Raw genomic sequence first — 15,211 nt, forward strand, 5'->3', positions numbered from 1 at the left:
GGCGTCACTGCGACGACGGGGGCGGTGTGGGTCTTGCCTTACTGTTGCTGCCCCTGCGGCAGCGACCGGACCTGGACCTGCGCCAGCATCGATTCGGTCCCGCCACCCCGGCGCATGCCGCGTACCGGGCAGGCGTCGAGGTAGTCCAGGCCCACCGCCAGTTTCAGATGGCGATCGGGGCGGGCCAGGCGGTTGGTCACATCGAAGCTGTACCAGCCATCATCCAGCCAGGCCTCGGCCCAGGCGTGGCTGGCCAGGTGGCTGGCATCCTCGGTGCACAGGTAGCCGGACACGTAGCGTGCCGGGACCCCCAGGCTGCGGGCGCAGGCGAGAAACGCATGGGTGTGGTCCTGGCACACGCCCATCCCGGCGGCGAAGGCCTCGGCGGCGCTACTGTCGACCGCCGTCGCACCTGGGCTGTACGGCATGCGCTCGGCCAGCCCTTCCATCAGCGCGATCAGCGCGGCACGGTCGCGGCGGCTGCCGCAGTGTTGCCTGGCAAAGTCGAGCAGCGCTTGGTCGGCCAGGGTCAGGCGGCTGGTGCGCAGGAAGGGCAAGGGCGACTGGCTGTCGTGCTCGACTTCGAGTGTCGGGTCGATCTCGACCTGGCCCTTGGCGCACAGCGCCAGGGCGCTATGGGGCTCTTCCAGGGTCAACACATGCAGCACGTTGCCGTAGGGGTCGAGCTGGCTGCGCACCGACTTGGGCATCTGCACCTGCCAGGCGAGGATCTGCTGGCGGGCATTGCTCTGCGGCGTCAGGCGCAGGAACTGGATGCTGGCGCTCACCTGGTCGGCATAGGTGTAGCGGGTGTCGTGGTGGATGGCGAGCTTCATACGACCTCCAGGTAGGAGTGGTGAACGGTCTGGCTGAGCTGGCGAATGCGCTCGATGAAGTCGGTCAGCCACGGGTGCAGGCCGGCTTCGAGGATTTCGTCGATGCCGGTGTAGCGCAACCGTGCATTGAGCTCGGCGGCCATGCGCTGCGAGGCCCGGCCACTGGTGCTGGGCAGGCCGGCGAGGATATGGTCCAGCTCCTCGATGCAGGCATGCAGCGAGCGCGGCACATCGGCGCGCAACAGCAGCAGCTCCGACACCTGGCGTGCGCTGGGCGCGTTGCGGTAGATCTCGTTGAACGCCTCGAACGACGACAGCGCGCGCAGCAGGGCGCTCCACTGGTAGTAGCCACGGGCCGAATGGTCACTGACCTCGTCCGATGCCTCGCCGAACATTTCGTAGCGCACATCCAGCAGGCGCAGGGTGTTGTCCGCCCGCTCCAGGAAGGTGCCCACGCGGATGAAACAGTAGGCGTCGTTGCGCATGATGGTGCCGGCCGTGGCGCCGCGGAACAGGTGCGAGCGTTCCTTGACCCAGTCGCAGAACTGGCTCATGCCGTAGCGCGCCAGGCCGTTGCTGGCGATGTTGCGCATCTCCAGCCAGGTGGCGTTGATGTTCTCCCACATGTCGGCGGTGATCCGCCCGCGTACCGCATGGGCATTGGTGCGCGCCGCCTGCAGGCAGCAGTAGATGCTGCCGGGGTTGGTCTCGTCGAAGGCGAAAAAGTGCAGCATGCGCGCGGTGTCGAGCGCGTCGTGGCGCTGGTTGTAGTCATCCAGGGTGCCGGCCGCCAGCAACGACATGGCCAGCTCGGCGCGGCCGTCGCTGCGCCCGGCCTGGGGCATCAGCGACAGCGAATAGCTGACTTCGAGCATGCGCGCCAGGTTCTCGGCGCGCTCCAGGTAACGGGACATCCAGTAGAGGTCCGAAGCGGTTCTTGAAAGCATGTGTCAGTCCTCCACTACCCAGGTGTCCTTGGTGCCGCCACCCTGGGACGAGTTCACCACCAGCGAGCCTTCGCGCAGCGCCACCCGGGTCAGGCCGCCGGGGACCAGGCGGGTTTCACTGCCCGACAGCACGAACGGGCGCAGGTCGATATGGCGCGGGGCGATGCCGTTCTCGACGAAGGTCGGGCAGGTCGACAGGCACAGGGTGGGTTGCGCGATGTAGGCCTCGGGGCGGGCCTTGAGGCGCGCGCGGAAGTCTTCGATTTCCGCCGCCGTGGCCGCCGGCCCGACCAGCATGCCGTAGCCGCCGGAACCCTGGGTTTCCTTGACCACCAGCTCCGGCAGGTGGGCCAGTACGTGGGACAATTCCTTGGGGTTGCGGCACTGCCAGGTCGGCACGTTGTTGAGGATCGGCTCCTCGTCGAGGTAGAAGCGGATCATCGCGTCGACATAGGGGTAGATCGACTTGTCGTCGGCAAGCCCGGTGCCCACGGCATTGGCCAGCACCACGTTGCCCGAGCGGTAGGCCGCGATCAGACCGGGCACCCCCAGCATCGAGTCGGGGGTGAACGACAGCGGGTCGAGGTAGGCGTCGTCGAGGCGCCGGTAGATCACGTCCACCTGCTTCGGGCCTGCGGTGGTGCGCATGAACACATGGTCGTCGCGCACGAACAGGTCGGCGCCTTCCACCAGTTCCACGCCCATTTCCCGGGCCAGGAACGCGTGCTCGAAGTAGGCGCTGTTGAAGCGGCCCGGGGTCAGCACCACGGCGGTGGGGTTGTCCAGCGGGCTGGCGCTCTTGAGGGTGTCGAGCAGCAGGTTGGGGTAGTGGTCGATGGGCGCCACCCGCTGGCTGGCGAACAGCTCGGGGAACAGGCGCATCATCATCTTGCGGTCTTCGAGCATGTAGCTCACGCCGCTGGGCGTGCGCAGGTTGTCCTCGAGTACGTAATAGCTGCCATCGCCGTCACGCACCAGGTCGACCCCGGCGATGTGGGCGTAGATATCGCGGTGCAAGTCCAGGCCTTGCATGGCGATCTGGTAACCCTCGTTGGCCAGCACCTGCCCGGCCGGGATGATGCCTTGCTTGAGGATGCGCTGGTCGTGGTAGACGTCGGCCAGGAACAGGTTCAATGCCTGCACCCGCTGGATGCAGCCACGCTCCACCTTCTGCCATTCGCTGGCCTTGATGCTGCGGGGGATGATGTCGAAGGGGATCAGGCGCTCGGTGCCCTGTTCGTCGCCGTACAGGGTGAAGGTGATGCCGGCGCGGTGGAACAACAAGTCCGCTTCGCGTCGGCGCTGCGCCAGCAGCTCGGGCGGGGTATCCGCCAGCCAGCGGGCGAACGGCTGGTAATGGGGACGGCAGGCACCGTCGGCGTCATACATTTCATTGAAAAAAGCTCGGGACATACCGCACTCCTTGCCGCACTAACCCGCGGCATATTCCTGCAACTTGGCTATTTCACGATGCGAGATCCTGCGAGCGATATTGGGTTCTGGTTTTTATCGGCACCTCAGTGTGCGTTGACAACTTCCTGCTGCGCGTCGAACGGGCGATGCGTTGCGCAGGTGGAGAAAGTCTTTGCAATGGAAGTGCCGGAATTTCAATACGCCGTGAATCAGCTGATTATTTTTAAAAACAATCGCGGGCGCGCTTTATTTATTCAATAAAGCGACGGTTTTGGCCTGGGTGAGCTTACGACCTGCGCAGCAGGCCCGCGCCAAAACAGGGCGCTGCACGGTAGCGCTGGTTTTTTTGAACCAAGACGGGGAGGGCGGCCGCTCAGACGGAAAATACGATCCCGGTGCGCAGGGAGGCACTGCGGATATGTGCCTGCATTGCTTTCTGGGCGGCGGGTGCAGAATGCCTGGCCAGCGCGCTGAGGATCTTCTTGTGCTCTTTGAAGGTTTCCATGGCCCGTTCCGGGCGAATGAATGGCAACTTCTGGCTTTCTATGTAAATGGCCTCGCTGGCCATGACGATCTGCAGCATCGCCAGGTTGCCACTGGCTTCGAGAATGCGCCGATGAAACTCGAAATCCAGGCGCGCCGCGGCTTCGAAGTTGCGCGCCTTCAATTCGATGCCCATGGCTTCGACATTCTCCGCCAGTGCATCGAGCGCCTCGGTGGTCAGGCCATTGGCGGCCTGGCCCGCGGCAAAGCCTTCGAGCACATAGCGCAACTGGAAGGTATCGGCGGCCGATACCTGGGCATCGAACGGCCAGGCGAACCCCGAAGCCGCCGCAGGCGGTTCAGCTGGCGGTGCTTTGACGAATACCCCTTTGCCCGGCTGCACGCTGACCACACCCATGGCACTCAAGGACGACAAGGCCTCACGCAGTGACGCGCGGCTCACCCCCAGGTTTTGCGCCAGTTCGCGTTGCGCGGGCAGGGCGTCGCCCGGCTGGTATTCGCCCTCGTCGATCAGGCGCTGGATGGCCTGCAAAGCAAGTTCGGGAACGGCGCCGCGAAGGGGGGCATCGAGCATCGGTACAGACCCATCCAATCAAAGAAGCTGCCGTTTTACGACGTTCTTCACTGTGCACGCAAGTTTGGCCCTGTGCTGGTGCAAGGGCTCGGGTGCTGCCATTTAACGGGGATTTTTGTTCGGGTTACCGGGCCGTAAGACGCTCAACTGTTCAGACCAGTAATACCGCCAAGCACAAGGCCTGCAGCGCAATTGCCCGGTTTTTGGAGCGTTATGGCACGTCGGCTGCAAGGGTTCAGCAAACACCAGCCCATCGCCACCCGAGGTCTTGACCATGAACAACCTGCGCAAATGCCTGCTGGCCACACTGCTGTGTGGCGGCGCCCTGATGCAACCCGTCGCCCACGCCGACACCCTCAGCGACATCAGCCAGCGCGGTGTGCTGAAGGTCGCCGTGCCCCAGGACTTCCCGCCGTTCGGTTCGGTTGGCCCCGACCTGAAACCGCGCGGCCTGGACATCGACACGGCGCAGCTGTTGGCCGACAAACTCGGGGTGAAACTGGCGCTGACCCCGGTCAACAGCACCAACCGCATCCCGTTCCTCACCACCGGCAAGGTCGACCTGGTGATCTCCAGCCTGGGCAAGAACCCCGAGCGCGAGAAGGTGGTGGACTTCTCCAAACCCTACGCGCCGTTCTACCTCGGCGTGTTCGGCCCCGAGGGCAGCAGCATCGACACCCTCGAAGCACTCAACGGCAAGACCATCAGCGTCACCCGTGGCGCCATCGAAGACATGGAACTGAGCGCGGTGGCCCCGCAAGGCGCGACCATCAAGCGCTTCGAAGACAACAACTCGACCATTGCCGCCTACCTGTCCGGGCAGGTCGACCTGATCGCCAGCGGCAGCGTGGTGATGTCGGCCATCGCCGCGAAGAACCCGGCCAAGGTGCCGGTACTCAAGCTCAAGCTCAAGGACTCGCCGGTGTACGTGGGCATGGCCAAGGAGCAGCCGGCGCTGCGCGCCAAGGTCGATGAAATCCTGGTGCAGGCCAAGGCCGACGGCAGCCTGGGGCGCAATGCCGAGAAGTGGCTCAAGCAACCGTTGCCCGCCGATTTCGAGTGACCCTGAACGATGGCCTATCAATTCGATTTCGCCGCCGCCCTGCAGCAGGGCGACCTGCTGCTCAAGGGCGCGCTGTTCACCCTTGAACTGACCGTGATCGGCACCCTCGCAGGCGTTGCCCTGGGCATCGTCGGCGCGGTGGTGCGGGCCTGGCAACTGCGGCCGTTCAACTGGCTGTTCGGGGTGTATGTGGAGCTGATCCGCAACACGCCCTTCATCGTCCAGCTGTTCTTCATCTTCTTCGGCTTGCCGGCCCTTGGCGTGCGCATGACCGAATGGCAGGCGGCCGTGCTGGCCATGGTGATCAACCTCGGCGCCTACTCCACCGAGATCATCCGCGCCGGCATCCAGGCCATCCCGCGCGGGCAGCTGGAGGCCGCCTCGGCGTTGGCGATGACGCGCTTCGAAACGTTCCGCCATGTGATCCTGCGCCCGGCCTTGGCCAAGGTGTGGCCGGCGCTGTCGAGCCAGATCGTCATCGTCATGCTGGGGTCGGCGGTGTGTTCGCAGATCGCCACCGAAGAGTTGTCGTTCGCGGCCAACTTCATTCAGTCGCGTAACTTCCGTGCGTTCGAAACTTACTTGTTCACCACTTTGCTGTACCTGGCCATGGCCATTGGCGTGCGGCAATTGCTGAACCTGTTCGGCCGGCGCGTGATCGTGGGGAGACGCTGATGGATTTCACCTTGTGGGACATCGTGCGCAACCTGCTCACCGGGTTGCAATGGACCTTGTTGCTGTCGCTGGTGGCGTTCGTCTGCGGCGGCGCCATGGGCCTGTTGATGCTGCTGGCGCGGATCAGCGACAACGCTCCTGTGCGGTTGGCGGCCCGTGGCTACATCGAGCTGTTCCAGGGCACGCCGCTGCTGATGCAACTGTTCATGGTGTTTTTCGGCATCGCCCTGTTCGGCATCGACGTATCTGCCTGGGCGGCGGCGGCAGTGGCGTTGACGCTGTTCACCAGTGCGTTCCTCGCCGAAATCTGGCGGGGCTGCGTGGAGTCGATCCCGCGTGGGCAGTGGGAGGCCAGTGCCAGCCTGGCGCTCAGCCGTGGCGAGCAGCTGCGCCATGTGGTGCTGCCCCAGGCCCTGCGCCTGGCCGTGGCGCCGACCGTGGGCTTTTCGGTGCAGGTGGTCAAGGGCACGGCGGTGACCTCGATCATCGGCTTCACCGAGCTGACCAAGACCGGCGGCATGCTGGCCAACGCCACCTTCGAACCGTTCCTGATCTACGGCCTGGTGTCGCTGGGCTATTTCATCCTGTGTTTTCCACTGTCGCTGGGTGCCCGCCACCTGGAGAGGAGGCTGCATGCCGCTGGTTAGCGTTTCTGCGTTGCACAAGTACTACGGGGACAACCACGTGCTCAAGGGGGTCGACCTGCGCATCGAGGAAGGCGAAGTGGTGGCGATCATCGGCCGCAGCGGCTCGGGCAAGAGCATCCTGCTGCGCACGCTGAACGGGCTGGAATCGATCAATGACGGGGTGATCGAAGTCGATGGCGAGTACCTGGATGCGGCCCGCGCCGACTTGCGCAGCTTGCGCCAGAAGGTCGGGATGATCTTTCAGCAGTTCAACCTGTTCCCGCACCTGAGCGTGGGCGAGAACGTGATGCTGGCGCCGCAGTTGGTGAAGAAGACGCCCAAGGTCGAGGCCCGGGAGCTGGCGCGCAAGATGCTGGAGCGGGTAGGGCTCGAGGCCAAGTTCGATGCCTACCCGGACCAGTTGTCCGGTGGCCAGCAGCAGCGCGTGGCCATTGCCCGGGCGCTGGCGATGTCGCCCAAGGTGCTGTTGTGCGACGAGATCACCTCGGCGCTCGATCCGGAGCTGGTCAGTGAAGTGCTCAGCGTGGTGAGAGGGCTGGCCAAAGAGGGCATGACCTTGGTGATGGTCACCCACGAAATGCGCTTTGCCCGGGAGGTGGGCGACAAGCTGGTGTTCATGCACCAGGGCAAGGTGCATGAGGTGGGTGATCCGAAGACCTTGTTCGATGCGCCGAAGACACCGGAGCTGGCGAATTTTATTGGCAGTGTGGGGTAGTAGTGCCTGCCCTTAGATTGCATTAGGGCCACCAGGTGTATGGCTAGAGGTTTGCAGCGCCTATGAGATCGAGCGCCGCCCGCGCGGCGCATCGCTGGCAAGCCAGCTCCCACATTTATTTCGGGCCAGTCACTCCTGCAAGGTCATCACTGTACGCCTTGTTGGCCCGACTCGATTTCGAGGTGGGCATTGCCGGCCCCTCACAAGGCTTGAGACATGCACCAAGGCGTGCAGCGGTACCTTCACAGGAGTAATTGGCCCGAAATAAATGTGGGAGCTGGCTTGCCAGCGATGCGCCGCGCGGGCGGCGCTCGATCTCAAGAGCGCTGCAAAACCATCGGCAAGCACCTAGTGGCCCTCACCCAATCCCCCGACATGCATCTGTTGGCCATTCAAACCCCCACAAAAAAGCCCCGACAACCAAGGCCATCGGGGCAAACGGTTGGGGGAGGATCCAACCAAAGGAGCTTTCAATTCATCACGTCACTCAGCGCGTACTGGCCACCACCTCCGGCTGCCAGCCACCCCCCAGGGCCTTGTAGATCGCCACGATGCCGCTGTACAACTCGACCTCGCCCTGGGCCTGGGCGTCTTCGGCGCTCAGGCGTTCGCGCTCGGCATCGAGCAGCACCAGGTAATCCACCGTGCCTTCGCGATAGCGCACCGAGGCCAGCTCGGCGGCCTTGCGGCTGGCATCGCTCTGGCGCATCAAGGCCAGTAAACGCTGCTGGCGCTTGCCGTAGTCGCTGAAGGCGTTGGCCGACTCTTCCAACGCCAACAACACCTGCTGCTCATAGTTGGCCAGTGCGCCATCGGCATCAGCCTTGGCGCCGCGCAGGCGGGCACGCACGCTGCCCAAATCAAATGCCGCCCAGGTGATGCTCGGGCCCAGCGCCCAGGCGTTGGAGGCGGCCGAGCCGATCTGCGAGCCACGCGCGGCGGTGAAGCCAAGGAAGCCGCTGAGGCTTACCCGTGGGAACAGGTCGGCGGTGGCCACGCCCACATTGGCGGTGGCCGCGGCCAGCTGGCGTTCGGCGCTGCGGATGTCCGGGCGGCGGCGCAGCAGCTCGCCGGGGTCGCCCACCGGCAGGGCCTTGGCGATGGCCGGCAGGGCCTTGGGCGACAGGTCCACGGTCATCGCGTCCGGGCGCTGGCCGAGCAGGGTGGCGATGCGGTTCTTGGCCCGCACCTGCACCGCCTGCAACTGCGGCACGGTGGCTTCGACGCCGGCCAGGCGGGCGTCGGCGCGCACCACGTCGAGCTCGTTGCCGACCCCGGTGTCACGCAGGGTCACGGTAATGTCGCGCGATTGCTGCTGGGTCTTGAGGTTGGCCACGGCGATCTGCTCGCGCAGCTGGGCGCCGCGCAGTTGACCGTAGGCATCCACCAGCTCGGCAATCAGGCTGACCTGCAGCTGTTGCAGATCGGCCTCGGCGGCCGCAGCCTGCGCATCGCTGGCTTCGATCTGGCGCTGGATACGGCCGAACAGGTCGAGCTCCCAGGCCATGTCCAGGCCCAGGTCGTAGCGCTCGCTGTTGACCCGGCGCTCGGTCTGGCCGGGGATCTGGCCCTTGCCCAGGTCGCTGCTGGCGCGGCTGGTGACCACCGGCAGCTGGTCATTGGCGGCGTCGTCGCGGATCGCCCGCGCCGCTTTCAAGCGGGCGAAGGCGATGCGCAGGTCGCGGTTGCCGTCCAGCGAGGCTTGCACCAGCTGGTTCAGCACCGGGTCGTCGAACTGCTTCCACCACACGCTTTCGAAGCGGCTGCGGTCGAAGGCCTTGGCTTCAAGGCCGCTGTCGAGCTTGGCCGGCTCCGTGGCCGGGGCCTTGTAGTCCGGGCCCACGGCGCAGGCCGCCAGGGCCAGCGCCAACAGGCTCGGGGTCAGGGGTTTGAGCAGGTTCATGCATGGTTCTCCAGCGGCAGTGCGCGCTCGGCCTTGCGGGCCTGGCGACGCTCGACGAAGCGGCGGATCAGGAAGAAGAACACCGGGGTCAGGAACAGGCCGAACACAGTCACGCCGATCATCCCCGAGAACACCGCAACACCCATGGCGTGACGCATTTCCGAGCCGGCACCGGAGCTGAACACCAGCGGCACCACACCCATGATGAAGGCGATCGAGGTCATCAGGATCGGCCGCAGACGCAGGCGGCAGGCTTCCAGTACCGCGGCCAGCGGGTCGAGGCCCTTGGCCTGTTCATCCTTGGCGAACTCGACGATCAGGATCGCGTTCTTGCACGCCAGGCCCACCAGTACGATCAAGCCGATCTGGGTGAAGATGTTGTTGTCGCCACCGGAGACGATCACGCCGGTGATGGCCGACAGCAGGGTCATCGGCACGATCAGGATCACCGCCAGCGGCAGGCTCCAGCTTTCGTACTGGGCCGCCAGCACCAGGAACGCCAGCAGCACGCACAGCGGGAACACGAACAGCGCGGTGTTGCCCGAGAGGATCTGCTGGTAGGTCAGGTCGGTCCACTCGAAGGTCATGCCGTTGGGCAGCTCTTCCTTGAGCAGCTTCTCGATCGCCGCCTCGGCCTGGCCGGAGCTGTAGCCAGGGGCTGCGGCACCGTTGATCTCGGCGGTGATGAAGCCGTTGTAGTGCATCACGCGGTCAGGCCCCGAGGTGTCGCTGACCTTGAGGAAGGTCGCCAGCGGGATCATCTCGCCCAGGTTGTTGCGCACCTTCAGCTGGCCGATCTGCTCGGCATCGAGGCGGAACTGCTGCTCGGCCTGGACGTTGACCTGGTAGGTGCGGCCAAAGCGGTTGAAGTCGTTGGTGTACAGCGAACCCAGGTAGACCTGCAGGGTGTCGAAGATATCGGTGATCGCCACGCCGTGGGTCTTGGCCTTTTCGCGGTCGATGGCGGCATCGACCTGGGGCACGTTGACCTGGTAGCTGGTGAACAGGCCCGCCAGCTCCGGCACGTTGTGGCTCTTGGCGATGATGTTCTGGGTTTCCTTGTACAGCGCTTCGTAGCCCAGGTTGCCACGGTCCTCGATCTGCAGGCGGAAGCCGCCGATGGTGCCAAGGCCTTGTACTGGCGGTGGCGGGAAGATCGCGATGTAGGCGTCCTGGATATCGGCGAACTGGGCGTTCAAGGCTGCCGCGATGGCTGCCGCCGACTGGCTCGGGTCCTTGCGCTCGTCAAACGGCTTGAGCGGGGTGAACACGATGCCGCTGTTGGGGCTGTTGGTGAAACCGTTGATCGACAGGCCTGGGAAGGCCACGGAGTCGGCCACGCCCGGTTGCTTGAGGGCGATCTCGCTCATGCGCTTGATCACAGCCTCGGTGCGGTCGAGGCTGGCCGCGTCCGGCAGCTGGGCGAAGGCCACCAGGTACTGCTTGTCCTGGGCCGGGACGAAGCCGGTCGGGGTGGTCGAGAAGCCCAGGTAGGTCAGGCCCATGAGGCCTGCGTAGACGAACAGGGCGATGCCGCTGGAGCGGATGACCCGGCGCACGCCACCGACATAGCCGTGGCTGGCGCGGTCGAAGAAGCGGTTGAACGGGGCGAACAGCCAGCTGCCCAGCAGTTTTTCCAGGAACCGCGAGAAACGGTCCTTGGGTGCGTGGTGGTCCTTGAGCAGCACGGCGGCCAGGGCCGGCGACAGGGTCAGCGAGTTGAACGCCGAGATCACGGTGGAGATGGCGATGGTCAGGGCGAACTGCTTGTAGAACTGCCCGGTAAGGCCCGAGATGAACGCCGCTGGCACGAACACGGCGCACAGCACCAGCGCCGTGGCGATGATCGGCCCGGTCACTTCGCTCATGGCTTTTTGCGTGGCTTCGAGTGGTTTGAGGCCCAGCCCGATGTTCCGTTCGACGTTTTCCACCACCACGATGGCGTCGTCCACCACGATACCGATGGCCAGCACCAGCCCGAACAGCGACAGCGCGTTGAGCGAGAAGCCGAACAGGTGCATCACCGCGAAGGTGCCGATCAGCGACACCGGCACGGCCAGCAGCGGGATGATCGAGGCGCGCCAGGTCTGCAGGAACAGAATGACGACCAGCACTACCAGGATCAGCGCTTCGAACAGGGTGTGCACCACCGCTTCGATGGAGCCACGGACGAACACCGTCGGGTCATAGACGATGCTGTAGTCCATGCCTTCGGGGAAGTCTTTCTTCAGCTCGGCCATCTTCGCCCGCACTTCGTCGGAGATCTCGATGGCATTGGAGCCCGGGCGCTGGAAGATCGGGATGGCCACGGCCGGCTGGTTGTTCAGCAGCGAGCGCAGGGCGTACTGGCTGGAGCCGAGCTCGACCCGGGCGATGTCCTTCAGGCGCGTGATTTCGCCGTCGGCGCCTGCGCGGATGATGATGTTTTCGAACTCTTCCTCGTTGACCAGGCGGCCCTGGGTGTTGATCGACAGCTGGAAGCTGGTGGAACCGGGGGCGGGCGGGGCGCCCAGCTGGCCGGCGGCGACCTGGCGGTTCTGTTCGCGGATCGCGGCCACCACGTCGCTGGCGGTCAGGTTGCGTGAAGCGGTCTTGTTCGGGTCGAGCCATACCCGCAGCGAGTAGTCGCCCATGCCGAACAGCTGCACGTCACCCACGCCGCCCAGGCGAGCCAGCTCGTCCTTGATGTTGAGGATGGCGTAGTTGGACAGGTAGAGCATGTCGTAGCGGTTATCCGGCGAGGTCAGGTGCACGACCATGGTCAGGTCGGGCGAGGCCTTGTCGACGGTGATACCGATACGCGTCACTTCCTCCGGCAGCTTGGGCTGGGTACGGGTCACGCGGTTCTGCACCTGCACCTGGGCGTTGTCCAGGTCGGTGCCCAGGGCGAAGGTGATGGTCAGGGTGAGCTTGCCGTCGGCGGTGGACTGCGAGGACATGTAGAGCATGTTCTCGACACCGGTGATGGCCTGCTCCAGCGGTGCGGCGACGGTTTCGCCGATCACCTTGGGGTTGGCGCCGGGGAAGTTGGCGCGCACCACCACGGTGGGCGGCACCACTTCGGGGTATTCGCTGATCGGCAGCTGGAACAGCGAGATCGAGCCCGCGATCAACAGCACCAGCGACAGCACCGCGGCGAAGATCGGCCGGGTAATGAAGAATTTCGAGAAGTTCATCGGTGTTGTCCCTTAACCGCGTGGCGCTTGGGCGCTGGCGACTTTGACGTTGGCACCCGCTACCTTCGGCGCCGGGTTGCTGGCCTCCAGGGCCTGGCGCTGCTGGGCGAGGGCGGCGAGGGTCTGTTCGCTGGCCATCTGGGTTTCTTCCGGGGTGACGGGCGAGCCAGGCCGCACGCGCTGCAGGCCCTTGACCACGATACGGTCGTCCTTGCCCAGGCCGCTGCGCACGATGCGCAGGCCTTCGAGCTTGGGCCCCAGTTCCACGGCGCGGTAGGCGGCCTTGTTGTCCTTGTCCATGACCAGCACGAATTTCTTGCCAAGGTCGGTGCCGACTGCTTCGTCGTTGATCAGCACGGCGTCGTACTGGGCGCTGCCGACCAGCTTCAGGCGCGCGTACAGGCCGGGGGTGAACTGGCCGTCGCGGTTGTCGAACACGGCGCGGCCACGGATGGTGCCGGTGCGCGGGTTGACCTGGTTGTCGACGAAGTTCATCTGGCCCAGGTGCGGGTTGCCGGTTTCGTTGGTCAGGCCCAGGTACACCGGGGTGCTCTGGCCGCGCTGGCCGTCACGCGCCAGCTGGGTGTACTTGAGGTACACGCGCTCGTCGGCGTCGAAGTAGGCGTACACCTTGTCGGTGGAGACCACGCTGGTCAGCGGGGTGACATCGGCGCTGACGATGTTGCCGGCGGTGAACTGGGCGCGGCTGACGCGGCCGCTGATCGGTGCGGTGACGCGGGTGAAGCTCAGGTTCAGGCGGGCCAGGTCCAGTTGTGCCTGGATCGCATCGACCCCGGCACGGGCTTCGGCGGCGGCGCTGCTGCGCGACTCGGCAAGCTCGGCGGAGATCGCGTTGCTGTCGCGCAGGCGCTCGCCACGGCGGGCTTCGTTGGCGCTGCGGATGGCGGTGGCCTTGGCCTGTTGCACCTGGGCTTCGAGGCGGCGCACTTCAGCCTGGAACGGGCGTGGGTCGATCTGGAACAGCAGGTCGCCTTTCTTTACCTGGGCGCCTTCGGTGAAGGCCACCAGGTCGATCTGGCCAGAGACCCGTGGGCGCACCTCGACGGTTTCCGGCGCTTCCAGGCGGCCGGTGAACTCGTCCCATTCGTTGATCGGCTGCTCGATCACCTTGGCGACGCTGACCTTGGGCGCGGCGGGAGCCTGCATGGCGTCTGGGGTGCGGCCACAGGCGCTGAGCACCACCACTGCCAGGGCAGCGAGGGGGAAGCGCAAGGGTTTGAGTGAGTGATCCATGGAGTACTCCGCCAATGTATTAGTAGTGGGCGGAGTGTGAGTGCGTTGCGCGCGACGCACGAATCGAATGCAGCGAAGGTTATTATCACGGGCAATGATATGACGTTCGTCAGTATCGATATGGGGCATGATTGCCTGTGCCCGGCAAGTATCGCTTGCTCCGGCCTCATCGCTGGCAAGCCAGCTCCCACAGGGACGGCGCTGGCCATGAGGATGGCGCGGTACATGTGGGAGCCGGCTTGCCGGCGATGAAGGTGACGCCGTCGTAGAAGTCGCTCAACCCTGTTTCAACAAGGTCCCGTTGTGAATTCCACTGTTCGCGTTCCCTCCAACCTTTCCATCATCTGGCTCGGCGTACTGCAGATCCTGGTCTGGGGCGGCTCGTTCTTCCTGATGGCGGTGATGGCCGCGCCGATCAGCCGCGATACCGGCTGGCCCAGCCAGTGGGTGTACGGCGCGCTGTCGCTGAGCCTGTTGGTCTCGGCATTGCTGGCGCCGTTGTCCAGCCGACTGATCGCCCGATACGGCGGGCGCCCGCAGCTGGCCGCCAGCGGCGCGGTGGTGGCGCTGGGGCTGCTGTTGATGGCCGCCAGCCACAGCCTGGGGGTGTTCCTGCTGGCCTGGGCGGTAATCGGCGTGGGCATGGCCATGGGCTTGTACGAGGCGCTGTTCGCCACCCTTGGGGGGCTGTACGCCGGAGGCGCGGGTCGGGCGATCACCGGGGTGACGCTGATTGCAGGTTTTGCCTCGACGCTGTCCTGGCCCACCGTGGCGCTACTGATTGAACAGCTGGGCTGGCGCCAGGCCTGCGTGCTGTATGCCGTGGTGCTGTTGCTGGTGGTGGCGCCGCTGTACTGGAAAGTACTGCCGCCCGGCGGCCAGCTTGTCGGGCACAAGGCACAGGCAGGCGAGGCGGGCGAGGGTATCGATCGGTGGTTATACCTGTTGCTGACGACGATCTTCGCCATCGGCGCGATCATCATGACGGCGATTGCCGTGCAACTGGTTTCGGTATTGCAGGGCATGGGGCATTCGCTGGCGGCGGCCATTGGCCTGGCGGCGATGCTCGGGCCTAGCCAGGTGGCCTCGCGGGTGCTGCAGATCCTGGTGGGTAAGCGCCATCCGGTGTGGACGGCGTTGGCCTGGACCAGCCTGGTGCTGGCGGGGCTGTTGCTGGTGACCTTCGCCCCGGCGGCGACGGCAATCGGCCTGCTGGTTTTCGGTTGCGGCAACGGCTTGCGGGCCATCGTGCGTGGCCTGTTGCCGCTGGCGATGCTGCCGCCAGCGCAATACGTGCTGCTGATGGGGCGCATGTCGCGGCCGGCGTTGATCGGCCAGGCGTTGACGCCGTTGGTGGGCGGTTACCTGTTCGAGCACCTGGGGGCGTATGGGGTGTTGTATAGCCTGATCGGGTTGGCGCTGGTGAATCTGTTGCTGGTTGGGCAGGTGCTTCGCCGGGTGCGGGCAGGGGCGCGGTCTGTGTAGGAGCGGCCTTGTGCCGCGA

At 65.2% G+C, this 15,211-nt stretch carries 12 protein-coding genes; 5 read left to right on the top strand and 7 right to left on the bottom strand.

Translation table 11 applies throughout. The annotated features are described in order from the left end of the window. Window positions 1-38 precede the first annotated feature (38 nt). From L6D77_RS23125 to L6D77_RS23140, 4 genes are all read right to left on the bottom strand, one after another. Window positions 39-836, bottom strand: a complete 798-nt coding sequence (locus tag L6D77_RS23125; RefSeq protein WP_232885103.1) for a transglutaminase family protein — start codon at window positions 834-836, stop codon at window positions 39-41. Beyond that, window positions 833-1,783 carry an alpha-E domain-containing protein gene (locus L6D77_RS23130; RefSeq protein WP_232885102.1) on the bottom strand — a complete coding sequence of 317 codons (951 nt, stop codon included), beginning with the start codon at window positions 1,781-1,783 and terminating at the stop codon, window positions 833-835. Before L6D77_RS23130 ends, L6D77_RS23125 begins: the two co-directional genes overlap by 4 nt. 3 nt (window positions 1,784-1,786) lie before the next feature. Further along, window positions 1,787-3,196, bottom strand: a complete 1,410-nt coding sequence (locus L6D77_RS23135) for a circularly permuted type 2 ATP-grasp protein (RefSeq protein ID WP_232885101.1) — start codon at window positions 3,194-3,196, stop codon at window positions 1,787-1,789. A 373-nt stretch (window positions 3,197-3,569) separates the two neighbouring features. After that, the gene (locus tag L6D77_RS23140) at window positions 3,570-4,274 is read right to left on the bottom strand and encodes a FadR/GntR family transcriptional regulator (protein WP_232885100.1); all 705 of its coding nucleotides are present in this window, start codon (window positions 4,272-4,274) and stop codon (window positions 3,570-3,572) included. Window positions 4,275-4,548: 274 nt separating this feature from the next. Here L6D77_RS23140 and L6D77_RS23145 point away from each other — a divergent pair, with 274 nt between their 5' ends. Genes L6D77_RS23145 through L6D77_RS23160 form a run of 4 tightly spaced genes read left to right on the top strand, consistent with a single transcriptional unit; the run spans window position 4,549 to window position 7,374 of the window. Continuing rightward, complete coding sequence (locus tag L6D77_RS23145; protein ID WP_373870630.1) at window positions 4,549-5,337, top strand: transporter substrate-binding domain-containing protein; 789 nt, start codon at window positions 4,549-4,551, stop codon at window positions 5,335-5,337. Window positions 5,338-5,346: 9 nt separating this feature from the next. Next, window positions 5,347-6,012 carry an amino acid ABC transporter permease gene (locus L6D77_RS23150; RefSeq protein WP_232885099.1) on the top strand — a complete coding sequence of 222 codons (666 nt, stop codon included), beginning with the start codon at window positions 5,347-5,349 and terminating at the stop codon, window positions 6,010-6,012. Continuing rightward, on the top strand, window positions 6,009-6,659 hold the full coding sequence (locus L6D77_RS23155) for an amino acid ABC transporter permease (protein ID WP_232885121.1): 651 nt from the start codon (window positions 6,009-6,011) through the stop codon (window positions 6,657-6,659). The genes L6D77_RS23150 and L6D77_RS23155 overlap by 4 nt, the downstream gene beginning before the upstream one ends. Continuing rightward, window positions 6,646-7,374 carry an amino acid ABC transporter ATP-binding protein gene (locus tag L6D77_RS23160; RefSeq protein ID WP_232885098.1) on the top strand — a complete coding sequence of 243 codons (729 nt, stop codon included), beginning with the start codon at window positions 6,646-6,648 and terminating at the stop codon, window positions 7,372-7,374. Before L6D77_RS23155 ends, L6D77_RS23160 begins: the two co-directional genes overlap by 14 nt. Window positions 7,375-7,861: 487 nt before the next feature. On the opposite strand, the gene L6D77_RS23165 is transcribed toward L6D77_RS23160, so the two are convergent. The 3 genes from L6D77_RS23165 to mexE are packed head-to-tail and all read right to left on the bottom strand — an operon-like array spanning window position 7,862 to window position 13,707. After that, a complete protein-coding gene (locus L6D77_RS23165) occupies window positions 7,862-9,277 on the bottom strand; it encodes an efflux transporter outer membrane subunit (RefSeq protein ID WP_232885097.1) in 1,416 nt (471 codons plus the stop codon). Then, entirely contained in the window at window positions 9,274-12,453 is a 3,180-nt protein-coding gene (locus tag L6D77_RS23170; RefSeq protein WP_232885096.1) for an efflux RND transporter permease subunit, read from the bottom strand. Before L6D77_RS23170 ends, L6D77_RS23165 begins: the two co-directional genes overlap by 4 nt. Window positions 12,454-12,465: 12 nt before the next feature. Beyond that, window positions 12,466-13,707, bottom strand: coding sequence for a multidrug efflux RND transporter periplasmic adaptor subunit MexE (mexE, locus tag L6D77_RS23175; RefSeq protein ID WP_232885095.1), 1,242 nt, complete (start codon window positions 13,705-13,707; stop codon window positions 12,466-12,468). 303 nt (window positions 13,708-14,010) lie between these two features. On the opposite strand from mexE, the gene L6D77_RS23180 reads away from it, so the two are divergent. Beyond that, a complete protein-coding gene (locus L6D77_RS23180; protein WP_232885094.1) occupies window positions 14,011-15,192 on the top strand; it encodes an MFS transporter in 1,182 nt (393 codons plus the stop codon). The last annotated feature ends 19 nt before the right edge of the window (window positions 15,193-15,211 follow it).

This window comes from Pseudomonas parasichuanensis, assembly GCF_021601385.1.
GTDB classification, from domain to species: Bacteria; Pseudomonadota; Gammaproteobacteria; order Pseudomonadales; family Pseudomonadaceae; genus Aquipseudomonas; species Aquipseudomonas parasichuanensis.